At 68.2% G+C, this 21598-nt stretch carries 19 protein-coding genes; 10 read left to right on the top strand and 9 right to left on the bottom strand.

The features are described 5' to 3' along the window. Positions 1-68: 68 nt before the first annotated feature. The 9 genes from G333_RS0102235 to G333_RS0102195 form a co-directional block, all read right to left on the bottom strand. A complete protein-coding gene (locus tag G333_RS0102235) occupies positions 69-731 on the bottom strand; it encodes an OmpA family protein (protein ID WP_019627547.1) in 663 nt (220 codons plus the stop codon). 102 nt (positions 732-833) lie between these two features. Continuing rightward, positions 834-1682 (bottom strand): shikimate dehydrogenase, encoded by an 849-nt coding sequence (gene aroE / locus G333_RS0102230; protein ID WP_019627546.1) that lies wholly within the window; start codon positions 1680-1682, stop codon positions 834-836. After that, the gene (hemB, locus tag G333_RS0102225) at positions 1679-2695 is read right to left on the bottom strand and encodes a porphobilinogen synthase (protein WP_019627545.1); all 1017 of its coding nucleotides are present in this window, start codon (positions 2693-2695) and stop codon (positions 1679-1681) included. Before hemB ends, aroE begins: the two co-directional genes overlap by 4 nt. A gap of 23 nt (positions 2696-2718) precedes the next feature. Then, positions 2719-3648 (bottom strand): oxygen-dependent coproporphyrinogen oxidase, encoded by a 930-nt coding sequence (hemF, locus tag G333_RS0102220; RefSeq protein WP_018144654.1) that lies wholly within the window; start codon positions 3646-3648, stop codon positions 2719-2721. 16 nt (positions 3649-3664) lie between these two features. Next, entirely contained in the window at positions 3665-4270 is a 606-nt protein-coding gene (locus tag G333_RS0102215) for an L-threonylcarbamoyladenylate synthase (RefSeq protein WP_019627544.1), read from the bottom strand. Continuing rightward, positions 4257-6791, bottom strand: coding sequence for a DNA topoisomerase I (locus G333_RS0102210; RefSeq protein WP_019627543.1), 2535 nt, complete (start codon positions 6789-6791; stop codon positions 4257-4259). The genes G333_RS0102215 and G333_RS0102210 overlap by 14 nt, the downstream gene beginning before the upstream one ends. Positions 6792-6932: 141 nt before the next feature. Continuing rightward, the gene (locus G333_RS0102205) at positions 6933-7418 is read right to left on the bottom strand and encodes a DUF494 family protein (RefSeq protein WP_019627542.1); all 486 of its coding nucleotides are present in this window, start codon (positions 7416-7418) and stop codon (positions 6933-6935) included. Further along, entirely contained in the window at positions 7415-8554 is a 1140-nt protein-coding gene (gene dprA / locus G333_RS0102200) for a DNA-processing protein DprA (RefSeq protein WP_019627541.1), read from the bottom strand. The genes G333_RS0102205 and dprA overlap by 4 nt, the downstream gene beginning before the upstream one ends. A gap of 21 nt (positions 8555-8575) precedes the next feature. Beyond that, on the bottom strand, positions 8576-9736 hold the full coding sequence (locus G333_RS0102195) for a LysM peptidoglycan-binding domain-containing protein (protein ID WP_018938921.1): 1161 nt from the start codon (positions 9734-9736) through the stop codon (positions 8576-8578). Positions 9737-9878: 142 nt separating this feature from the next. Here G333_RS0102195 and def point away from each other — a divergent pair, with 142 nt between their 5' ends. From def to G333_RS0102145, 10 genes are all read left to right on the top strand, one after another. Then, positions 9879-10412 (top strand): peptide deformylase, encoded by a 534-nt coding sequence (gene def, locus G333_RS0102190; protein ID WP_019568137.1) that lies wholly within the window; start codon positions 9879-9881, stop codon positions 10410-10412. Next, complete coding sequence (gene fmt, locus G333_RS0102185; RefSeq protein WP_019627540.1) at positions 10412-11377, top strand: methionyl-tRNA formyltransferase; 966 nt, start codon at positions 10412-10414, stop codon at positions 11375-11377. The genes def and fmt overlap by 1 nt, the downstream gene beginning before the upstream one ends. Then, entirely contained in the window at positions 11377-12735 is a 1359-nt protein-coding gene (rsmB, locus tag G333_RS0102180) for a 16S rRNA (cytosine(967)-C(5))-methyltransferase RsmB (RefSeq protein WP_018938924.1), read from the top strand. Before fmt ends, rsmB begins: the two co-directional genes overlap by 1 nt. After that, positions 12735-13313 carry a DUF4390 domain-containing protein gene (locus G333_RS0102175; RefSeq protein WP_018168358.1) on the top strand — a complete coding sequence of 193 codons (579 nt, stop codon included), beginning with the start codon at positions 12735-12737 and terminating at the stop codon, positions 13311-13313. Before rsmB ends, G333_RS0102175 begins: the two co-directional genes overlap by 1 nt. 280 nt (positions 13314-13593) lie before the next feature. Further along, positions 13594-15798, top strand: a complete 2205-nt coding sequence (locus tag G333_RS0102170) for an ATP-binding protein (protein WP_018176246.1) — start codon at positions 13594-13596, stop codon at positions 15796-15798. Further along, a complete protein-coding gene (locus tag G333_RS0102165) occupies positions 15795-17174 on the top strand; it encodes a sigma-54 dependent transcriptional regulator (RefSeq protein WP_018168357.1) in 1380 nt (459 codons plus the stop codon). The genes G333_RS0102170 and G333_RS0102165 overlap by 4 nt, the downstream gene beginning before the upstream one ends. A gap of 23 nt (positions 17175-17197) precedes the next feature. Further along, complete coding sequence (gene trkA / locus G333_RS0102160; RefSeq protein WP_018144642.1) at positions 17198-18577, top strand: Trk system potassium transporter TrkA; 1380 nt, start codon at positions 17198-17200, stop codon at positions 18575-18577. A 13-nt stretch (positions 18578-18590) separates the two neighbouring features. Further along, positions 18591-20045, top strand: coding sequence for a TrkH family potassium uptake protein (locus G333_RS0102155; protein WP_018168356.1), 1455 nt, complete (start codon positions 18591-18593; stop codon positions 20043-20045). Positions 20046-20085: 40 nt separating this feature from the next. Next, positions 20086-20445, top strand: a complete 360-nt coding sequence (locus tag G333_RS0102150; protein WP_018144640.1) for a tetratricopeptide repeat protein — start codon at positions 20086-20088, stop codon at positions 20443-20445. Beyond that, entirely contained in the window at positions 20442-21434 is a 993-nt protein-coding gene (locus tag G333_RS0102145; protein ID WP_019627539.1) for a lysophospholipid acyltransferase family protein, read from the top strand. The genes G333_RS0102150 and G333_RS0102145 overlap by 4 nt, the downstream gene beginning before the upstream one ends. The last annotated feature ends 164 nt before the right edge of the window (positions 21435-21598 follow it).

Here is a 21598-nt window from a genome sequence, read left to right as displayed (position 1 = left end):
ACGTCGCCAGAATGGGGTCGGCCCGGCGCCCCGGCGAGCGCCGGGGTGCCGGGCACGGAACGTGCAGGTTAGTCGGCGGTGAGCGGGAACAGGGTGAGTTCGACGCGGCGGTTCTGTTCGCGGCCCGCATCGGTGTCGTTGGTAGCGACCGGCTGGTGCGGCCCGAGGCCGATGGTGTGCACCCGCACCGGCTGTACGCCACGGCGGATCAGGGCCTGACCCACGCTCTCGGCACGGCGCTCGGAGAGGTCCATGTTGTATTCCACCCGGCCGGTGCTGTCGGTGTGCCCGGCGATCTCGATCCCGGTCTGGTCGAACTCCTCCAGCACCAGTGCGACCGAGTCGAGGACGTCATGGAACTGCGGCTTGATCTCGCTGCGATCGAAATCGAAGGTGATGTTGCTCGGCATGTTGAGGATGATGTTGTCGCCATCGCGGGTCACGTTCACGCCGGTGCCGCGCAGCTGTTCGCGCAGGGCGTCCTCCTGGCGGTCCATGTAGTTGCCGATGGCGCCACCGGCCAGGGCCCCGATGCCGGCACCAATCATGGCGCGCTGGGTACGGTTGCGACTGCTGGTGACGCTGCCGAGCACCGCACCGGTGGCGGCCCCGATGCCGGCCCCGATGGTGGCTCGGGAGACGCGTTCTTCCCCGGTGTACGGATCCGTGGTGGTGCAGCCCACCACCAGTACCAGGGCGCTGGTGACGGCCAGGGCGAGAATGCGTTGCATGATGAATCTCCCAGTATTCGCTGGCCCCGTGCGGATACGGGGCAATAGGTTCAGCTTGCGCTGTGGCGCGTGAACCGTCCATGAACCCGGGTTGTGGGTGGGCTATTCGGGAGCGATTTCGTGACGCAGTTGACGCAGAATGGGATCCGTCTCGGGGTGCACCCCGCGCCAGATGGAGAAGGCCTCGGCCGCCTGTTCCACCAGCATGCCGAGGCCGTCGCTGCCGCGTACACAGCCCGCACCGGCGGCCCAGTCCAGGAAGCGCTTGGCACCGGCGCCGTAGACCAGGTCATAGGCCAGGCTGTCCGCGTGGACGAGGTGCTCGGGGAGTGCCAGTGCATCGTCGCCGAGACCGGTGGCGGTGGCGTTGACCACCAGGTCGAACGGACCCTGCGGCAGGGCGTCCAGGCCGCAGGCGGAGAGCCGGGTGGCCGGGGCGATATCCCGGAAGGCATCCACCAGCCCCTCGGCGCGGGCCACGGTGCGGTTGGCGATGATCAGCACCTCGGGTGCGCCTTCCAGCAGCGGCTGCAGCAGGCCGCGGGTGGCGCCTCCGGCCCCCAGGATCAGGACCTGGCGATTGCGCACGTCGAAGCCGAGGCGGTCGAGATCCCGACAGAATCCGACGCCGTCGGTGTTGTCGCCGTGGATCCGGTGGTCGCCGTCCCGCCACAGGGTGTTGACTGCCCCGGCATGGCGCGCCCGGTCGCTCAGCACCCGGGCCAGGGCGAAGGCCTCTTCCTTGAATGGAACGGTCACGTTGAGGCCCTTGAGCCCCTCGGCGAACCAGGCGTTGACCTCCTCGGCGAACTGCCCGGGGGTGCCCTGGCGGGCTTCGTACACGAGGTGTTGCCCGGTCTGTTCGGCGAACAGGGTGTGGATGCGCGGGGACAGCGAGTGGTGAATGGGGTTGCCCACCACCGCGTAGCGATCCGGACGCGGCTCGCTCATCGCGCCGCGTCCTCCGCCAGCCATTCGGCCACGGTGCGCGCATAGTAGGTGAGGATGCCGTCGGCCCCGGCGCGCTTCATGCCGGTCAGGGCCTCCAGCACGCAGGCACGCTCGTCCAGCCAGCCGCGCTCGGCGGCGGCCTTGAGCATCGCGTACTCGCCGGAGACGTGGTAGACGAAGGTCGGGCGCCGGAATTCGTCGCGGATGCGGCGCACCACGTCGAGGTACGGCATGCCCGGTTTGACCATCACCATGTCGGCCCCCTCGGCGAGATCCAGCGCGACCTCGTGCAGGGCCTCGTCGCCGTTGGCCGGGTCCATCTGGTAGGTCTCCTTGCCGCCCTTGCCGAGGTTGCCGGCCGAGCCCACCGCGTCGCGGAACGGGCCGTAGAAGGCGGAGGCGTATTTCGCGGAGTAGGCGAGGATGCGCGTGTGCACGTGCCCGCCGTCCTCCAGGGCGCCGCGGATCGCGCCGATGCGCCCGTCCATCATGTCGGAGGGGGCCACCACGTCGGCACCGGCCGCTGCGTGCGACAGCGCCTGCTTCACCAGGGCCTTGGTGGTGATGTCGTTCACCACGTAGCCGTCGTCGTCGATGATGCCGTCCTGACCGTGGGTGGTGAACGGGTCCAGGGCGACGTCGGTGATCACGCCGAGATCCGGGTGCGCCGCCTTCAGTGCGCGCACCGCGCGCTGGGCGAGGCCCTCGGGGTTCCAGGCCTCCTGTGCGTTCAGGCTCTTCTTCTCGCCCGGAACCACCGGAAACAGCGCCAGTGCCGGGATGCCCAGGCGCACGGCGGCGGCCGCCTCTTCCAGCAGCTGGTCGATGGAGACGCGTTCCACGCCAGGCATCGACGGCACCGCCTCGCGCACGCCCTCGCCCTCGGTGACGAATACCGGCAGGATCAGGTCGTCCGCGCGCAGGTGGTGTTCGCGCATCAGGCGGCGGGAGAAGCCGTCGCGGCGCATTCGGCGCGGGCGGCCGGCGGGATAGGGGGCGATCGGTGCGGTCATGCCAGGTCCTTGCGTGTTTGGAGTCAGCCGGCAGTCTCGGCGAGCCAGTCGCGCGGCTTCAGATAGCGTTCGTACAGTTCGGCCTCGGGCGTGCCGGGCGCCGGCTGGTAGTTGTACTCCCAGCGTACCAGCGGCGGCAGCGACATCAGGATCGACTCGGTGCGCCCGCCCGACTGCAGGCCGAACAGGGTACCGCGGTCGTAGACCAGGTTGAACTCGACATAGCGCCCGCGGCGGTAGAGCTGGAACTGGCGCTCGCGCTCGCCAAAGTCGGTGGCGCGGCGGCGCTCGACGATCGGGGCGTAGGCGTCGAGGTAGGCGTTGCCCACGCTCTGCATGTAGCCGAAGGCATGCTCGAAGCCGCCCTCGCTGAAGTCGTCGAAGAACAGCCCGCCCACGCCGCGCGGTTCGTCGCGGTGCTTGAGGTGGAAGTACTCGTCGCACCACTTCTTGTGCGCCGGGTAGAGGTGCTCGCCGAACGGGCGGCAGGCGGCCTCGGCGGTACGGTGCCAGTGGGTGCAGTCCTCGTCGAAGCCGTAGTAGGGCGTCAGGTCGAAGCCGCCGCCGAACCACCAGATGGGGTCTTCGCCGGGCTTCTCGGCGATGAAGAAGCGCACGTTGGCGTGCGAGGTCGGAACAAAGGGGTTGTGCGGGTGGATCACCAGGGACACGCCGGTGGCCTGGAACGAGCGCCCGGCCATCTCCGGACGGTGGGCGGTGGCCGAGGCCGGGAGGTTGTCGCCCATCACGTGGGAGAAATTCACCCCGGCCTGCTCGAACACCGCGCCCTCACGCAGCACGCGGGTGCGCCCGCCGCCGCCGGCGGGGCGCTCCCAGGCGTCCTCCTCGAAGCGGGCCCGGCCGTCCAGGCCCTCGAGGCCCTGGCAGATGCGGTCCTGCAGGCCCTGCAGGTAGTCGATTACGCGCTCGATGGAGACGTTGTCCTGGCTCATGCTGCGTCCCGGTTGATCAGTGGTCGGTGTTCGCGTCGGGGTCCGGTTCACCCCGGAGCCAGGCCCCGGTGCGGGCGTCGCGGATCGCGCTGGGGGCGTCGCGCCCGCCACATTCTGCCTGCAGGATCGCATCGATGCCCGCCCCGAGTTGTGAGGCAACGCAATCCCAGGTGCGGCAGGGGTCCGCGCCGGCGCGGTTCGCGCTGGTCGAGACCAGCGCGCTGTCGGTGGCGGCGCACAGCGCACGTGTGGCTGGATGGGCGGTTACGCGCACGGCCAGGCTGTCGTGTTCGCCACGCAGTAGGATGGGGCAGTCAGGGGTTACGGGCAGCAGCCAGGTTGTGGGGCCGGGCCAGCTGGCGTCGATCTCGGCCTGGCGGTCGGCGGGCAGCGGGGCCAGCCAGGGGGCAAGGCGGTCGAGCCGGTCGCTGACCACGATCAGCCCCTTGGCTGCCGGTCGACCCTTCAGTGTCAGGATCCGTTGGATCGCCTCCGGCGCGTCCGGGCGGCAGCCAAGGCCGAAGACCGCCTCGGTGGGGTAGGCAATCACCCCGCCGTCGCGCACGTGGTGCGCGACGGGATCGATCTCGGCGGTCAGCAGCGGGGCGTTATTCCGATCCACGATCGCCGGAGGGTTCGGCACTCAGGCGGTTGTCGCCAGCGCTGGCGGACTTCGCAGTAGACGACTTCTTCGCCGGGGTCTTCTTGGCGGTGGTCTTCTTCGCGCCCGTCTTGCTGGCGGTGGCCTTCTTCTTGGTCGCCGGTTTTTTCGCGGATGTCGACTTGGCGGTCGACTTGGCCGACGTCTTGCTAGCGGTCTTGCCCGTGGACTTGGTCGCCCCCTTGCGTCCGCGGCCCTTGCGTTCCGGGGCGGCGGCGATCAGTTCCTGGCACTGTTCCAGCGTCAGGGACTTGGGGTCGGTCTCTTTCGGGATCTTGGCGTTCTTGTTGCCGTCGGTCACGTAGGGGCCGTAGCGCCCGTTCAGGACCTGGATGCCTTCCGCGTCGAAGCTCTTGATGAAGCGTTCGGCGTCCTTTTTCTTCTTCTCGGCGACGACCTCCAGCGCGCGTGGCAGCTCGATGGTCCAGACATCGTCGTCCGGGCCCAGCGACGCGTACTTGGAGCCGTACTTCACGTACGGGCCAAAGCGGCCGATGTTGACCATCACCGGTTCGCCCTCGGGGGTCTCGCCGAGATCGCGCGGCAGCTTGAACAGCTCCAGCGCCTCCTCGAGGGTGACCTTGTCCATCTTCTGCCCGGGCAGCAGGCCGGCGAAGCGCGGCTTCTCCTCGTCGTCCTTGGTGCCGATCTGCACGATCGGTCCGAAGCGGCCCAGGCGTACGCTGACCGGGCGCCCGCTTTGCGGGTCGGGGCCCAGTTCGCGCGACTGCACGGCCTCGGCGCGGGTCACGTTCTCTTCTTTTTCCTTCACCCGGTCGCGGAAGTCGCCCCAGAACGCTTCCAGCACCGGGACCCAGTCCTTCTCGCCGCGCGAGATGGCATCCAGCTCGTCTTCCAGCTTCGCGGTGAAGTCGTAGTCCACGTAGCGGTCGAAGTGCTGGGTCAGGAAGCTGTTCACGATCCGGCCGGTGTCGGTCGGGATGAAGCGCTTGCCATCCATCTCCACGTACTCGCGCGACTGCAGGGTGGAGATGATGCTGGCGTAGGTGGAGGGGCGGCCGATCCCGTATTCCTCCAGCGTCTTCACCAGGCTGGCCTCGGTGTAGCGCGGCGGCGGCTCGGTGAAGTGCTGGTCGGCGGTGACTTCGTTCAGCTTGACGCTGTCGCCCTCGGCCATCTCCGGCAGGCGCTTGTCCTCGTCGTCGTCCTGCGTGTCGTCGCGGCCCTCCTGGTAGACCGCGATGAAGCCGGGGTCGACCAGGGTGGAGCCGGTAGCGCGGAACTGGTGCCTGGTTTCGCCCGGGACCAGGTCGGCGGCGACGGTGTCGAAGGTTGCGTGGATCATCTGGCAGGCGACGGTGCGCTTCCAGATCAGGTCGTACAGGCGTGCCTGGTCGCTGCTCAGGCGATCGCGTATCTCGTTCGGCACGTGGCGCACGGAGGTCGGGCGGATGGCCTCGTGGGCCTCCTGCGCGTTCTTCGACTTGGTCTTGTACTGGCGCGGGCTGTCGGGGACATTGTTGGCCCCGTAGCGCTCCTCGATCAGACCGCGGATTTCGGCGATCGCCTCGCCGGCCAGGGCCACCGAGTCGGTACGCATGTAGGTGATCAGGCCGATCGCGCCGGAGCCGAGGTCGATCCCTTCGTAGAGCTGCTGGGCGGTGCGCATGGTGCGGCTGGCGGTGAAGCCGAGCTTGCGCGAGGCCTCCTGCTGCAGGGTCGAGGTGGTGAACGGCGCGGCCGGGTTGCGGCGGCGCTGCTTCTTCTCGACCTTGGCGACCCGGAGCTCGCCGCTGGCGGCGTCGGTCAGGCGTTTCTGGGCGTCGTGCGCCAGTTCGGTGCTGTTGAGGTCGAACTGGTCCAGCTTGTTGCCGTCCAGGTGGGTCAGGCGCGCGGTGAACGACTGGCCCTGGCGTTCGGTCAGGGCGTCGAGCGTCCAGTACTCGCGTGCGACGAAGGCCTCGATCTCGTTCTCGCGCTCGGCGATCATGCGCAGGGCCGGGCTCTGCACGCGCCCGGCGGACAGGCCGCGCTTGATCTTGCGCCACAACAGCGGCGAGAGGTTGAAGCCGACCAGGTAGTCCAGCGCGCGGCGCGCCTGCTGGGCATCGATCAGCGGCTGGGCCAGATCGCGCGGGTGCTCGATGGCTTCCTGGATCGCCTTCTTGGTGATCTCGTGGAACACCACCCGGTGCACGCCCCGGTTTTCCAGCAGGCCGCGTTCGCGCAGGACCTCGTGGAGGTGCCAGGAGATCGCCTCGCCTTCACGGTCGGGGTCAGTCGCGAGGATCAGGTCGTCGGACTTCTTCAGCGCCTTGGCGATCGCCTCGATCTGTTTCTCGCTGCGCTCGATGATGTCGTACTTCATCCGGAAGCCGTCTTCCGGATCCACCGCGCCCTCCTTGGGTACGAGATCGCGTACGTGGCCATACGAGGCGAGGACCTGGTAGTCGGGACCCAGGTACTTCTCGATGGTCTTGCCCTTGGCGGGGGACTCTACAATGACGAGGTGCTTGCTCATGTGGCTCGGGACCGTCTCCGTGGCAGCGGGTTCCGTGTCGGGGCGGTGGCGGTTGCAAGCATGCAACCGGGTTCACGGGCGCTAAAGACTAGATGAGGAAAACGCCCGTGGCTACCGCGTAACCATCGAAAGACGGCGAAATCAGTGCAGATAATCCACGGCACTGGGGCCCGAGTCGTCGCGCATGACCTCTTCCAGGCGGGAATAGGCGATCGCGTCGTCGGGCTGGTTGAACAGCACCATCAACACCACCCAGCGCAGCTGGTCGAGGTCGATCTCCTCGGCATCCAGCTCCATGACGCGATCCAGCACCAGCTCGCGGGTGCCGGCCGTCAGCAGGCCGTTCTGCTCCAGGTGCAGCAGGAAGCCGTGAGACTCGGTGTCCAGGCGCTTGCGCTCCTCGGGGGCGTAGATCCGCTGGGCGGCACTGTCCCCGCCGCGGCCTGCCAACGGGGCTTCGCTCATCAGGCGGTCCAGCCAGCCGAGGGCGCGATCGATCTCGCGCCGGGCGAAACCGGCCTCCACCAGGTGGCGTTCCAGTTCCGAGCGGTCCGGCTCCTGGTCGGATTCCTCGTCGATGGTGTGCTCAAAGAGATACATGAGCACATCCAGCACGTTCTCGTTCATGATTCGGGGGATCCTGCGTCGAGGCGCTGGTAACGCCCGTGGTCGAGAGCGGCCACGCGGCCATGAAGTTCAAGCAAAACCAGCATGGATGAAAGCTGTTCGATGGTCAATTTGGTGCGTTCGCGCAGGGTTTCCAGCGGGACCGGGTCGAAACCCATCGCGTTCAGCACGCGTTCCTGCTCCGGGTCCAGCGGTTCGCCGGCGGGTTCGGCCGGGGCTGTAGGGGCGTTGGGCGCCACGCCCAGCCAATCCGCCAGGTCGTCGAGGATCTCGTCGGCCGACTCCACCAGCTGGGCGCCGTCGCGGATCAGTTGGTGGCAGCCGCGGCTGGCGGGGCTGAGCACCGAGCCGGGGACCGCATAGACCTGGCGCCCCTGCTCGGCGGCCAGCCGCGCGGTGATCAGCGACCCGCTCTTCAGGGCCGCCTCGACAACCAGGGTGGCCAGCGAAAGCCCGCTGATCACCCGGTTGCGCTGCGGGAAGTTCCGCGCCAGTGGGCGGGTATCGGTAGGCCAGAGCGAGACCACCAGGCCGTGATCCGCGATGCGGTGGGCCAGTCGCCGGTGCTGGGCAGGGTAGATGCGGTCGGGCCCGGTGGCGACCACCGCGATGGTGCGCCCGCCGGGCGCGGCCAGGGCGCCTTCGTGGGCCGCGCCGTCGATGCCGCGCGCCAGGCCGCTGGTGACCGTGAGCCCGGCCGTGGCCAGCTCGCGCGCGAATTCGCTGGCCAGGCGCTCGCCCTGCGGGGTCGCCTCGCGGCTGCCGACGATCCCCACTTGCGGGGCGCGCAGAAGTTCCGGGTTGCCGTTCAGGTACAGCACCGGCGGTGGGTCGGGGAGCTCGGCCAGCAGGGGCGGATAGGCGGGGTCGTCGAGGCACAGGAGGTGATGCCGGGGATCGGCATCGAGCCAGGCCCGGTCGGCTTCGGCCCCTTTGTCGCGGGCCTGGCGCGCGGCATCGTCCAGCTTGAGGTCGATGCCCGCACGCTGCCATTCGGCGGCCGGGGCGCCGAGGGCGTGGCCCGGAGTGCCGAAGGCCTCGACCAGTTGCAGCATGCGCCGCGGGCCGAGGCCAGGGGTGTTGATCAGGCGTAGCCAGTCCTGGTGCGGAGCGGCCGCCGTTCCGGCATCACGCATGAAGCCGGGCCGCAAGTCCGGTCAGGGGGCGCGAACCTTGTCACCCTCGCGCAGGGTGCGTTCGGCCTCGGTTACCAGCACGTAGGAGACCTTCTCGAAGGTCTGGAAGACCATCACAGTGCCGACTTCTTCTTCCGGCAGGGTGACGACGTCGTTGGCGCGATCACTGATCGGGTCGCGGACCTCGCGTCCGGCGGTGAAGGCCGCAAAGACCTGACCGTTCTCGATGCCGTCGCGCTCGCCGCGGTTGATGATTGCGGCCTGGAGCTGGCCGATCTGGCTGATGGCGTCGAACAGCGAGATGATCGTGCCCTCGGCGCCGGCCGGCGCGCGGCCAATGTCGAACAGCCGATCCTGCTCTTCGGCGTACGGTACCAGGCGGTCGCCACGGATCGCCTCGCGTTCGCCCTTGCGGATATCGGCGCGGGCGACGTTGCCCGGCTCGATGATCTCCGCCTCGCCCACCGGCAGGGTCGCGACGCCCAGCTCCTCGCCGGTATCCGGGTCGATCAGCATGCCGTCGTGGCGCACGATGTGGTAGAGCTCGTACTGTTCGGTGTCTTCGGCGTTGCGCACGTAGACGCGGTCACCGGGGCCGAAGATCACGCGCTCGTCCTGCGAGGCGAGGACATAGGGCGCGTTCTCCAGGGTCTCTTCATCCAGCACCTGCGGCCGGAACATGAACGACTGCAGGGTGGAGATGGGGGAGATGTCCTCGTCGCGCTCCACCACCCGGGCCTCGGGTGACAGGCGATGGGTCGGGCGCACGCGCGGGCCGCCGTCGACCATGATGCGCGGCTGGCCATCCACGTAATGAATGCTCAGCACGTCACCCGGGTAGATCAGGTGGGGGTTCTCGATCTCGGGGTTGACCAGCCAGATCTCCGGCCAGTACCACGGGTCCTGCAGGAACATCGCGGAGATATCCCAGAGCGTGTCGCCCTTCTTGACGACGTAGCGTTCCGGCGCGGATTCGCGGATCTCCGGCTCGGCCTCGGCGGAGCTGCGTTGTTCCAGTGCGTTGCGCGACTCGCGGGCGGCAGCTTGCGTTTCGCTGGTGCCGGATGCGGCCGTTTCGGCGCTGCCATTCTCTGGCGTGGCCGCGCAGGCGCTCAGCAACAGCGTTACACTGAAGAGAATGCCCGGCAGAACGAAGGTCGTGGTGGCCCTGGTCTTGTACATTTTGGTGTCCCCTGTCAGGTCCGCGCGCTCCCCGAGCCTTCCTGTGGCCCGGCCCCATTCGGATGACGCAACTCCGCGGATATTGCGGTCCAACGTTAGCAGAATTGCGACGTCTGTACAGTACAAAGTTTGAGGTTTTTTCATGGCCAAGCGTGAAATCCTGCACTTCCCCGATCCCCGGCTGCGCCTGAAGGCCGAGCCGGTCGCCGAGGTGGATGACGAGATTCGTACCCTGGTGGACGACATGTTCGAGACCATGTACGAGGCCCCGGGCATCGGCCTGGCGGCCACCCAGATCAACGTGCAAAAGCGTGTGCTGGTGGCGGATATCTCCGATGATCAGAGCGCGCCGCATGCCCTGATCAACCCCGAGATCCTGGAAACCTCCGGCGAGGAGGAGATGGACGAGGGTTGCCTGTCCGTGCCCGGTTTCTACGAAAAGGTGCAGCGTGCCGACCGCATCCGCGTGCGCGCCCTGGGGCGCGATGGCCAGCCCTTCGAGCTGGACATCGACGGGCTGCTCGCGGTGTGCATCCAGCACGAGATCGACCACCTCGACGGCAAGCTGTTCGTCGATTACCTGTCCAGCCTGAAGCGCGGCCGCATTCGCAAGAAGCTGGAGAAGCAGGGCGTCCGCACCGGGGCGGGTGACAAGGCCGCGGTCCCCGCGGTCTGATGGGGGTGGCGGACACGGACGTCGACTCCCTGCGCATCGTCTATGCCGGGACGCCCGATTTTGCAGTCCCGGCGCTGCAGGCCCTGATCGAGAGCGGGCATGCGCCGGTCGCGGTCTACACCCAGCCGGACCGCCCGGCGGGGCGCGGACGCAAGTTGCGCCCCGGCCCGGTCAAGCAGGTCGCCGAGGCCGCGGGGCTGCCGGTGGTGCAGCCGGAGAGCCTCAAATCCCCTGAGGCCCAGGCGGCGCTCGCGGCCTGGCGCCCAGATATCCTGATCGTGGCGGCCTACGGGCTGATCCTGCCGCGCGCGGTGCTCGCGATCCCGCCGTTGGGCGGTCTCAATATCCATGCCTCGTTGCTGCCGCGCTGGCGCGGCGCGGCGCCGATTCATCGTGCCATCCTCGCAGGGGACTCCGAGACCGGGGTCTGCCTGATGCAGATGGCCCCGGGGCTGGATACCGGCCCGGTGCATGCCTGCCGGGGTGTGACGATTACACCGGAGACCACCACTGGAAGCCTGCACGACGTTCTCGCCCGTGAAGGTGCCGAACTGCTGGTCGAGCAGCTCCCGGCGATTGCCGCTGGCGAGTCCGCCCCCTTGCCGCAGGATGATGCGCAGGCCACCTATGCCCGCAAGCTGGAGAAACAGGAGGCCTGGATGGACTGGTCGCAACCGGCCGTCGCCCTGGATCGCCAGGTACGTGCCTTCAACCCCTGGCCGGTGGCCCAGACCGGCTGGCAGGGGCAGGTGGTGCGGGTGTATGCCGCGACCCCTCTTGCCGAACCGGCCGATGCGGCGCCGGGGACGATTCGAAATACTGGGGTGGACGGCGTCGACGTGGCCACGGGCGACGGCATCCTGCGGCTGCAAACGGTGCAGCTGCCGGGACGTCGCCCGGTCGCGGCGGCCGACTGGGCTCGTAATGCCGACCTGGTTGGCCAGACCCTGACGGGGGCGGTCTGATGGCAGGCAAGCAAAAGCGTGTGGTGCCCTCGCGGGTGGATTCGCGTTCACCGCGTCAGCGTGCGCTGGAGGCGGTCGAACGCGTGGTGCTGCAGGGGCAGTCGCTGACCCGGGCGGTGGAGCTGGTGACCGAGGGGCTCGCGCCGCGCGATGCCGCCTGGGTGCAGGCCCTGGCCTACACCACCCTGCGCTGGTATCCGCAGCTGGAGGGCCTGGTCGGCGGGTTTCTCGAGCGGCCGCTGCGCAAGAAGGATGCCGTGATCGGCGTGCTGCTGGCGCAGGGCCTGGCCGAGGTGCTGCATTTCGGTACGCGGGATCATGCGGCGGTGCGCGAGACGGCCGAGCTGGCGCGCGAGATCCATCGACCCGGCGCGGTGGGGCTGATCAACGCGGTTCTGCGTCGCGCCCTGCGCGAGCAGGATGCGCTGGCCGCCCGGATCGAGGCGGAGCCGGGCCTGCGCTATGCGGTCCCGGACTGGTTGCTGGAGGCGATTCGCGACGCCTGGCCCGAGGACTGGGAGGCGTTGCTGGAGGCCTCGACGCTGCCGGCTCCGATGACCCTGCGTGTGAACCTGCACCGTGACAGCCGCGAGGCGGCGCTGGAGGCGCTGGCCGCTGCGGGGACGCCGGCGCGGCCGCACCCGGTGCTCGCCAGCGCGCTGACCCTGGAAAATCCGGTCGACGTCGGGGCGCTGCCGGGGTTTGCCGACGGGGCGCTGTCGGTCCAGGACGCCTCGGCGCAATGGGCCGGGCACCTGCTGGATCCGCAGCCGGGCGAGCGGGTGCTGGATGCCTGTGCGGCTCCGGGCGGCAAGACCGGGCACCTTCTGGAGCGCGCCGGTGGCCAACTGGACCTCACCGCGCTGGACAACGACCCGGAACGCCTGGAGCAGGTGCGCGAGAATCTCGACCGGCTGGGCTTCGACGCCCGGCTGGTCGCCGCCGACCTGGAGGCCGCCGACGACTGGTGGGACGGCCAGGCCTTCGACGCGATCCTGCTGGACGTGCCTTGTTCTGCCACCGGCGTGATCCGGCGTCATCCGGATATCAAGACCCTGCGTCGAGCCGAGGACATCCCGCGCCTGGCGGCGGAGCAGGCCCGCCTGCTGGCCGGCGCCTGGCAGCTGCTGCGCCCGGGCGGGCGGCTGCTGTATGCCACCTGCTCGTTGCTGTCGCCGGAAAACGAGGCCGTTGTGGCCCCGTTCGTGGCCGCGACCGCGGATGCGCGGGTGCTTCCCGTGAACGGCGATGCGGGGATCCCCGGAGGCCGGCCGCGCGAGGTCGGCGTGTCGCTGCCGCTGGGTCTCGAGGGCGGTGATGGCTTCTACTATGCGCTCCTGGAGAAGCAGGCCCCCTGATGCCGAGCGGCGCCTCCCCGTGGCGCGGGCCCTTCGTGGCGCTGTGCTGCCTGTTTGCTCTGCTGGCGCTGCCTGTGCCGGCCGCGGCGGTGGAGATCCGCGGCGCCAATCACCTGTGGCTGGACGACACCACCGTGCTGGTGCGTCTCGATATCGACATGCGTCTGCCCGCCGTGCTGGAAGCTGCCCTGGCCAACGGCGTGACCCTGGAGTTCGAGGCGGAAACCCGTCTGGAGCGCGGTCGCCGGGTGGGGCGCGACACCCTGGCGAGCGAGACCCGCCGGGTCCAGCTGCAATATTTTGCGCTGAACCGGCATTACCTGGTAACCGCGGTGACCGACGAGCGCATGGATCTGAAACCGACCCTGGGGGATGCCCTGGACCAGGTCGCCCGGCGGCTGGGCCGGCTGCGCCTGGACGGCATTCCCGCTTCGGCGCGCCCGAATCCCGGGGAGTTCGACCTGGCGGCACGCCTGATGCTGGTGTACTCGGCGCTGCCTCTGCCCCTGCAGCTGGATGCCGGGTTGCGCGGTGATCTGACGACACGACAGGAGTGGCGGCGATGGTCGCTGGATTAGGGAAACGCTGGTCAACGTACACGCTCGCGCTCGAGTCGCTTTTGCGTGCGAACAAGGCGCGGCGACTGCCGTGCAGTCATTCTGCACAAGGGAGCCGCAACGCCGTGCGCAGGCCCGTTTTTGATCACAACGGGCGGCCGAGCCCCTGCTTTCAATGGTTCGTGGGGTTGGTAACCCAGGTTCTCCGATCCGGCGTTGCGGCCCTTGCCGGTAGAATGGCTACCGGCTGCGGACCGCGCCTTGTTTCGGAAAACCTGGGTTACCAACGCGAGGGTGTACGTTGATCAGCGTTTCCCTAAGGGGCTTCCCGTGGGGGCTGTTCGGCATCGGGCTCCTGTTCGTGCTGCTGCTGACCTCGCTGGTGGTGATGGGCGATGCCGCGCAGAACCAGGCGCGCTTCGAGCAGCTGTTTCTGTGGCTGCTGGTGTTCCACGTCGCCGTGCTGGTGGCGCTGGGCGGGCTGATCATCTATCAGGTCGCGCGCATGGCGATCCAGTATCGCCGCGGGGTCCCCGGCAGCCGGTTGACGCTGCGCCTGGTTGCGGTGTTCATGCTGGTGGCGGTGCTGCCGGTGTCCGTTGTCTATTACTTCTCCTTCAAGTTCCTGAACGAGGGCGTGGATTCCTGGTTCGACGTGCGCGTGGAGTCGGCGCTGGAGGATGCGCTGGAGCTGTCGCGCTCGTCGCTGGATCTGCGGGTGCGCCAGCTGGCGAACGAGACCCAGGAACTGATGAGCGATCTCGAGGGGGTCTCGGAGGGGCTGGTGCCGCTGGCCCTGAACGACTATCGCCGCCAGGTCGGGGCGCAGGAGCTGACCCTGGTCGGCTCCAACAACCGCATTATCGCCTCCAGCACCGACAGCCCAATCCGTCGTCTGCCGACCCCGCCCGGGTCCGACATTCTGATGCGGGTACGCCCGGAACAGCCGTATTCGCGGCTGGAGCCGCAGCCCGACGGCTCGCTGATCATCCGCGTGGTGGCCACCACCAGCAGCCGCCGCCCGGGCTCGGAGAACCGTATCCTGCAGGGCATCTATCCCGTGGACCCGCGCATGAGCGCGTTGTCGCTACGGGTGCAGGACGCTTTCGCCGACTATCGCGAATTCGCCTACCTGCGCGGGCCGATGATCCAGGGCTTTGTGTTCACCCTGTCACTGGCGCTGGCGATCTCGCTGATGGCCGCGCTCTGGGCCGGGCTGCTGGTGGCGCGGCGCATGGTGCGCCCGATCTCCGACCTGGTGCAGGGCACACGCATGGTCGCCCAGGGCGACTACAGCACCCGCCTGGCGGTGCAGCGCGCCGACGAGCTGGGTTTCCTGGTGCAGTCGTTCAATACCATGACGCGCACCCTGAACGAGGCGCGCGACGAGGCGGAACGCAACCGCCGCCTGCTGGACGCCGAGCGCGCCTATCTGGAGAGCGTGCTGCAACACTTGCGCTCCGGCGTGCTGGCGCTGGATGGCAGCCTGCGCCTGCGTACCGCGAACGCCGCGGCCAGCGAGATCCTGGAGTGCGACCTGCAGCGGGCGCGCACCCGGGTGATGTCGGAGGTGGGCGCCGAGTGCCCGCTGGTGGCGCAGTTTTTCGAGGCGATCAGCGATGCCCTGGTGCGCCAGGAAGAAGAATGGTCGCGCCAGGTGGTGGTGTTTACCCGTAGCGGGCGCAAGGTGCTGATGACCCGTGCCGTGTGGCTGCCGACCTCGGGGTCCAGCCGCGGTCTGCACGCGATCGTGTTCGACGACATGACCGAGTTCCTGAAGGCCCAGCGTGACGCCGCCTGGGGCGAGGTGGCGCGCCGCCTGGCGCACGAGATCAAGAACCCGCTGACCCCGATCCAGCTGTCCGCCGAGCGCCTGTCGCGGCGTCTGGGCAAGGTGCTGGAGGGGGCGGATCGCGAGGTGCTGGATCGCGCCACCGGTACCATCGTGCAGCAGGTGGAGGCGATGAAGACCCTGGTCAACGCCTTCCGCGACTATGCCCAGGCCCCGCAGCTGGAGCGCGCGTCGGTGGATCTGAACCAGCTGATCCGGGACGTCTGCGAGTTGTACCTGGACCAGGACGGGCGCTCGCGCGTCGATGTCACGCTGGATGCGTCCCTGCCGCGAATCCATGGCGACGCCGGGCGTCTGCGCCAGTTGCTGCACAACCTGATCAAGAACGCCCTGGAGGCGGGCGAGGGCCACGAGGACATGGAGGTGCATGTCGCCACGGCGTATCTCGACGACTCGGCCGGGCCGCATATCGAATTGCGCGTGATCGACACCGGCCCGGGCATCAAGCCGGAGTTCCTCGAGCGTATCTTCGAGCCTTACACCACCGACAAGCCGCGTGGAACCGGTCTCGGTCTGGCCGTCGCGCAGAAGATCGTGGAGGAGCATGGCGGCATGATTGAGTGCCATAATGCAGAGTCCGGGCCGGGCGGGGCGGTCTTCCGCATCCGCATCCCGGTGGAGCATGGTCCGGTGGTTCACGAGGAGCCCGAATGAGCGAAGCCTACATACTCGTAGTCGACGACGAGCCGGACATCCGCATGCTGCTGCAGGATGTGCTGGAGGACGAGGGCTATCAGGTAGCACTCGCCGGCTCCGTGGCCGAGGCCAAGGCACAGCGTCGCAGTCGCCGCCCGGACCTGATCCTGCTGGATGTCTGGATGCCGGACGGTGACGGGATCTCCCTGCTCAAGGAGTGGGGCGATGACGAGGGGCTGCCCTGCCCGGTGGTGATGATCTCCGGTCACGGCAACGTCGAGACCGCTGTGGATGCCACGCGCCTGGGCGCCTACGACTTCATCGAGAAGCCGTTGTCCATCGACAAGCTGCTGATCACCCTGAACAATGCCCTGGAGGCCGCACGCCTGCAGCGCGAGAACGTGGGCCTGAAGCGCCACGCCGGTACGGTGGCCGACCCGGTGGGCGACAGCGCCACCATGGTGAACCTGCGCGACCAGGTGCAGCGCATGGCGCAGCACGATACCTGGGTGCTGATCACCGGTGAGCCAGGCGTTGGCAAGCAGACCTTCGCGCGGCTGCTGCATGCGCGCAGCGCGCGCCGCGAAAGCCCGTTCATCGTGGTCTCGGTGGGGTCGCTCTCGGGCGAGGAGGCGATCGCCGAGCTGTTCGGCAGCGAGCAGGGAGAACATGTGCGCTATGGCCTGCTGGAGCAGGCGGCGGGTGGCGTGCTGTTCCTGGACGAGGTCGCGGAGATGGATCTGCAGACCCAGGGGCGGTTGCTGCATGCGCTGGATACCCAGCGCATCACCCGCATCGGCGGCAACCAGCCCATCAGCGTGAACGTGCGCGTGATCGCAGGGAGCCAGTACGACCTGGCCGAGGCGGTCAAGCAGGGCCACTTCCGCGAGGACCTGTACTACCGGTTGAATGTCCTGCCACTGACCATCCCGCCCCTGCGCGAGCACCCCGAAGACATCCCGGAACTGCTGGAGTGTCATATGCGCCACCTGCACCAGCAGGAGGGGCTGCCGCCGCGCGCCTTCCAGCGTCCGGCCCTGGAACGGCTGCAGCAGTACCACTGGCCGGGCAACGTGCGCGAACTGCGCAACCTGGTGCAGCGGCTGATGATTTTGGGCTCCGGCGACGAGATCACCCGCGACGAGGTGGAACGTACCCTTAGCGGGCAGCCGCAGCGCGCCGAGGAGGGCGGCGAGGGGACGGTCGCCATCCCCGATCTGCCGCTGCGCGAGGCGCGCGAACAGTTCGAGCGCGAATACCTGCAGCAACAGCTGGAGCGCTCCGAGGGCAACATGACGCGCCTGGCGGAACGGGTGGGGCTGGAGCGCACGCACCTGTACCGCAAGTTCAAGGCGCTGGGGATCGACCCCAAGCGCGTGAAATCCGATAGCTGAACCTGCTCCGGGACGGGAGACGCATGAAGCACATCATCATCCTCGGGGCCGGGCAGGTCGGTCAGTCGCTGGCGGAGGCGCTGAGCGCCGACGGGATCGACATTACGGTGGTCGATTACCGCGCCGAGATGCTGGCGGAGCTGGAGGATCGTTTCGACATCAAGACCGTGCACGGCTTTGCCGCGCACCCCTCGGTGCTGGAGGCAGCCGGTGCGCAGGACGCGTCCATGCTGATCGCGGTCACCAACTCGGACGAGACCAACATGGTCGCCTGCCAGGTGGCCTCCACGCTGTTCAATATCGAGACCAAGATCGCCCGGGTGCGGGCCCGTGACTACCACGAGACCCCGGCGCTGTTTGCCCAGGACGCGATGCCGGTGGACATGCTGATCTCGCCCGAGGCGATCGTGACCAGCCACATCCAGCGCCTGATCGAGCACCCCGGTTCGCTCCAGGTGCTGGAATTCGCCGAGGGCCGAGTTTCGCTGGTGGGGGTGCGCGCCTACTACGGTGGCCCGCTGGTCGGGCACGAGCTGAAGAATCTGCAAAACGACATGCCGGGCATCCAGACCCGGGTGGCCGCGATCTTCCGCAAGGATCGCTCGATCCAGCCGGATGGTTCCACGGTGATCGAGGCCGATGACGAGGTGTTCTTCGTCGCGGCGAAGAAGAACATCCGCGCGGTGACCTCGGAGCTGCGCAAGCTGGAAAAGCCCTACAAGCGGATCATGGTGGCCGGTGGCGGCAACATCGGCGAGCGCCTGGCCGAGACGCTTAGCAAGCGCTACCGGGTCAAGGTGATCGAACGCGATTCCGAACGTGCCGATCATCTGGCGCGGACGCTACCCAGCAATGTGCTGGTGCTGCACGGGGACAGCTCGGATGACCGCTTCCTCGAATCCATCAACGTCGAGCACAGCGACGTGTTCTGCGCGGTCACCAACGACGACCAGGCGAACATCTTCGCCGGGATGCTGGCCAAGCGCTGGGGCGTGCGCAAGGTGATGTCGCTGATCAATCGGCCGAGTTACGTGGACCTGCTGCAAAGCGGGACGATCGATGTCGCGATCTCGCCACAGCAGGCGACCATCGGTGCGCTGCTGGCGCGGGTGCGCGAGGGCGGAACCGCCACCGTGCATGCCCTGCGCCGCGGTGCAGCCGAGGCGATCGAGACCGTGGTCAACGGCGATGCCCGGACGTCGCAGGTGGTCAGCCGCCGGATCGACGAGATCGACTTTCCCGAGGGCACTCGCGTCGGCGCGGTGGTGCGGGGCGAGGAGGTCATCATCCCCCATCGCGACACGGTCATCGAGGCCGGCGACCACGTGATTCTGTTCGTGACCGATCGGCGCAAGGTGAAGCAGGTGCAGCGCCTGTTCCAGCCCACGGCGCTGTTCTTCTAGGCGCAGCGCGCGGATGCTCCATCTCGCCTCTACGGCCCGGCTGCTGGGTGTCCTGCTGACGCTGTTCAGTCTGGCGATGCTGCCGCCGGCGGCCATCGGCTTTCTGTACGGGGAGTCCACCGCGTACGTGTTCCTGCAGGCCTTCGCCCTCCTGTTGCTGATGGGCGGGCTGCTGTGGGCGCCGTTGTACCGCATGCGCCAGGAGCTGCAGGCGCGCGACGGCTTCATCCTGGTGGTGCTGTTCTGGCTGGGGCTGGGGATCGCCGGGGCGACACCGCTGTACCTCGACCCGAGCCTGCAGGTGTCCTTCACCGATGCCGCCTTCGAGTCGATGTCCGGCCTGACCACGACCGGCGCCACCGTGCTGACCGGGCTGGATGATCTGCCGCGGGCGCTGCTGTGGTATCGCCAGCAGCTGCAATGGATGGGCGGCATGGGGATCATCGTGCTCGCGGTGGCCATCCTGCCGCTGCTGGGCGTGGGCGGCATGCAGCTGTTCAAGGCCGAGACTCCGGGGCCGATCCGCGACAACAAGCTGACGCCGCGTATCGCCGAGACCGCGCGCAACCTCTGGTACATCTACCTGGGCCTGACCGTGGCCTGCGCGCTGGCCTACTGGGCCGCCGGCATGGATGCCTTCGATGCGATCGCGCACTCCTTCACCACCGTGGCGATTGGTGGCTTTTCGACCTATGACGCCAGCATCGGTCATTTCGACTCCGTGGCGATCGAGATGGTCGCCATCGCGTTCATGGTTCTGGGCGGGATGAACTTTGCTCTCCACTTTCTGGTGCTGCACCGCGCGACCTGGAAGCCTTACCGGCGGGACGAGGAGTTACGCGCCTACCTCCTGGTGCTCGGCTCGGCGATCGTCCTGGTGGTCGGTTTCATGCTCTGGAGCGGGTTTACCGATCAGTTCGGGGATGCATTGCGCCGCGGGGTCTTCCATGTCGTGTCCATTGCGACCACGACGGGCTATGCCACAGACAGCTTCTACCTGTGGCCCGGTTTCCTGCCTGTGTTGTTGATCCTCCTGTCGTTCATCGGTGGCTGTACCGGTTCCACCGGTGGTGGCATGAAGGTGGTGCGCGTGCTGTTGCTGGTGAAGCAGGGGCTGCGCGAGATCAAGCGTCTGATCCACCCGCACGCGCGGATCGCCGTGAAGGTCAACGGGAAGGAGGCCCCGGATCGCGTCGTGCAGGCGGTGTGGGGCTTCCTGGCGGCCTACGTGATGGTGTTCGTAGTGATGATGCTGGGGCTGATGGCATCCGGTCTGGATCAGGTGACCGCGTTCTCGGCAGTGGCCGCTTCGCTGAACAACCTGGGCCCCGGTCTGGGCGAGGTCGGGCCCAACTTCCAGTCGATCAACGATTTCAGCAAGTGGGTCCTGGTGGTTGCGATGCTGATGGGGCGCCTGGAAATCTTTACCGTGCTGGTGCTTCTGTCGCCCGCCTTCTGGCGGCGTTAGCCTGACTGTACGTATCGGCACGCGCCGAGGGAGGTACCCCATGAGCGACATGATCGAACGCTTCCAGAATATGCTCGACGGCGGTCAGGATTCCGCCATGCTGCGTTTCTCGCTGGGCAATGCCCTGGCGACCGATGGCCAGCTGGAGGCCGCAGTGCCCCATCTGCAGCGGGCGCTGGATCTGGACGGCGGTTATTCCGCGGCCTGGAAGCTGCTGGCGAAGACGCTGGTGGAGCTGGAGCGCCCCGAGTCGGCCCTGTCCACCTGCGAGCGCGGTATCCGCGTGGCCACCGAGAAGGGTGATCTGCAGGCCGCGAAGGAGATGGAGGTCTACGCCAAGCGCGCCCGCAAGCAGCAGGCCGCCACGGACGGGCCCACCGACGGTGCCGGGGGCGCATGAGCGCTGTCGACGACGAAACCGGGCGGCGCGAGGACGCTGGTGCCTACCAGGCCCCGCTGACCGCCGCGCACTTCGCCCCGCGTTACTGGGGCAGCTGGCTGTTGCTGGGCCTGGCCTGGGTGCTGCAGGAGTTGCCGCGCCCGGCCGTGCGCGGTCTCGCCGGCGGGTTGGGCCGGCTGATTCGCCGGCTGGCCGGGCGCAGTCGGGCGGTGGTCGAGCGCAACCTGGAGCTGTGCTTCCCGGCGATGACCGCTGCGGAGCGCGCCCAGCGCCTGGAGGCCTATTACCGCTACCAGGCGCAGACGGCGCTGGACTACGGGCTGCTGTGGTTCGGCAAGCCCGGCCAGCACGCCGCCCGCATTCGCATCGAGGGTCTGGAGCACTACGAGCGCCTGCGCTCCGGCGGGACGCCAGTGATCATCCTGGCGCCGCATTCCCTGGGGCTGGATTATGGCGGCGTGCGCATGAGCCAGATGTTCGACGGCGTGTCCTTCGCCAAGCCGCTGAAGAACCCGGTGCTGGAGTGGATCAACCACCGCAGCCGCACGCGCTATTCCGGCGATATCTTCGCCCGCGACCAGGGCCTGCGCCCGGCCATTCGCCAGCTCAAGCGCGGTCGCTTCTTCTATTACCTGCCGGACGAGGACCTGGGCGCCGAGGGCGCGGTATTCGTGGATTTCTTCGGTGTTCAGAAGGCCACGCTGACCGCGCTGGCGCGCCTGGCGCGCATGTCGAAGGCGGCGGTCCTGCCCAGCTTCGCCTGGTATGACGCGGCGGCGGACCAGTACGTGATGCGCCTGTGGCCGCCTCTGGAAGACTATCCCTCGGGGGATGATGCCGTCGATGCGCGGCAGATGAACGCCGCCATCGAGCGTGGCATCGAGCAGGCCCCGGCGCAGTACCTGTGGTCCATGCGCCTGTTCCGCACCCGGCCCGAGGGCGAGCCGCGCCTGTACCCCGCGCGCGAGCGCAAGGGAAACACTGATTAATGCACACACTCGCGTTGGCACCCCAGGTTTTCCGAGACAAGGCGCGTCGTGCAGCGGGTAGTGGTTCTACCCGCAAGCGGCGCAACGCAGGATCGGGGAACCTGGGGTGCCAACCCCACGGGGCTCGGCCGCTTTTGCGCGCGCACGGCGTTGCGGCTCCCTTG

Origin of the sequence: Thioalkalivibrio sp. AKL10, from assembly GCF_000381845.1 — a bacterium.
GTDB lineage: Bacteria > Pseudomonadota > Gammaproteobacteria > Ectothiorhodospirales > Ectothiorhodospiraceae > Thioalkalivibrio > Thioalkalivibrio versutus.
The sequence above is the reverse complement of the archived record's forward strand: the minus strand, read 5'-3'. Positions and strand labels throughout refer to the sequence as shown.

Bases quoted from the DNA above. Each gene is read 5' to 3' on its own strand.
- trkA (WP_018144642.1), top strand. From the start codon at position 17,198: ATGAAGCACATCATCATCCTCGGGGCCGGGCAGGTCGGTCAGTCGCTG.
- dprA (WP_019627541.1), bottom strand. From the start codon at position 8,554: ATGCGTGATGCCGGAACGGCGGCCGCTCCGCACCAGGACTGGCTACGC.
- rsmB (WP_018938924.1), top strand. From the start codon at position 11,377: ATGGCAGGCAAGCAAAAGCGTGTGGTGCCCTCGCGGGTGGATTCGCGT.
- hemB (WP_019627545.1), bottom strand. From the start codon at position 2,695: ATGACCGCACCGATCGCCCCCTATCCCGCCGGCCGCCCGCGCCGAATG.
- G333_RS0102195 (WP_018938921.1), bottom strand. From the start codon at position 9,736: ATGTACAAGACCAGGGCCACCACGACCTTCGTTCTGCCGGGCATTCTC.
- hemF (WP_018144654.1), bottom strand. From the start codon at position 3,648: ATGAGCCAGGACAACGTCTCCATCGAGCGCGTAATCGACTACCTGCAG.
- def (WP_019568137.1), top strand. From the start codon at position 9,879: ATGGCCAAGCGTGAAATCCTGCACTTCCCCGATCCCCGGCTGCGCCTG.
- G333_RS0102205 (WP_019627542.1), bottom strand. From the start codon at position 7,418: ATGAACGAGAACGTGCTGGATGTGCTCATGTATCTCTTTGAGCACACC.
- G333_RS0102175 (WP_018168358.1), top strand. From the start codon at position 12,735: ATGCCGAGCGGCGCCTCCCCGTGGCGCGGGCCCTTCGTGGCGCTGTGC.
- aroE (WP_019627546.1), bottom strand. From the start codon at position 1,682: ATGAGCGAGCCGCGTCCGGATCGCTACGCGGTGGTGGGCAACCCCATT.
- G333_RS0102235 (WP_019627547.1), bottom strand. From the start codon at position 731: ATGCAACGCATTCTCGCCCTGGCCGTCACCAGCGCCCTGGTACTGGTG.
- G333_RS0102210 (WP_019627543.1), bottom strand. From the start codon at position 6,791: ATGAGCAAGCACCTCGTCATTGTAGAGTCCCCCGCCAAGGGCAAGACC.
- G333_RS0102145 (WP_019627539.1), top strand. From the start codon at position 20,442: ATGAGCGCTGTCGACGACGAAACCGGGCGGCGCGAGGACGCTGGTGCC.
- fmt (WP_019627540.1), top strand. From the start codon at position 10,412: ATGGGGGTGGCGGACACGGACGTCGACTCCCTGCGCATCGTCTATGCC.
- G333_RS0102165 (WP_018168357.1), top strand. From the start codon at position 15,795: ATGAGCGAAGCCTACATACTCGTAGTCGACGACGAGCCGGACATCCGC.
- G333_RS0102150 (WP_018144640.1), top strand. From the start codon at position 20,086: ATGAGCGACATGATCGAACGCTTCCAGAATATGCTCGACGGCGGTCAG.
- G333_RS0102155 (WP_018168356.1), top strand. From the start codon at position 18,591: ATGCTCCATCTCGCCTCTACGGCCCGGCTGCTGGGTGTCCTGCTGACG.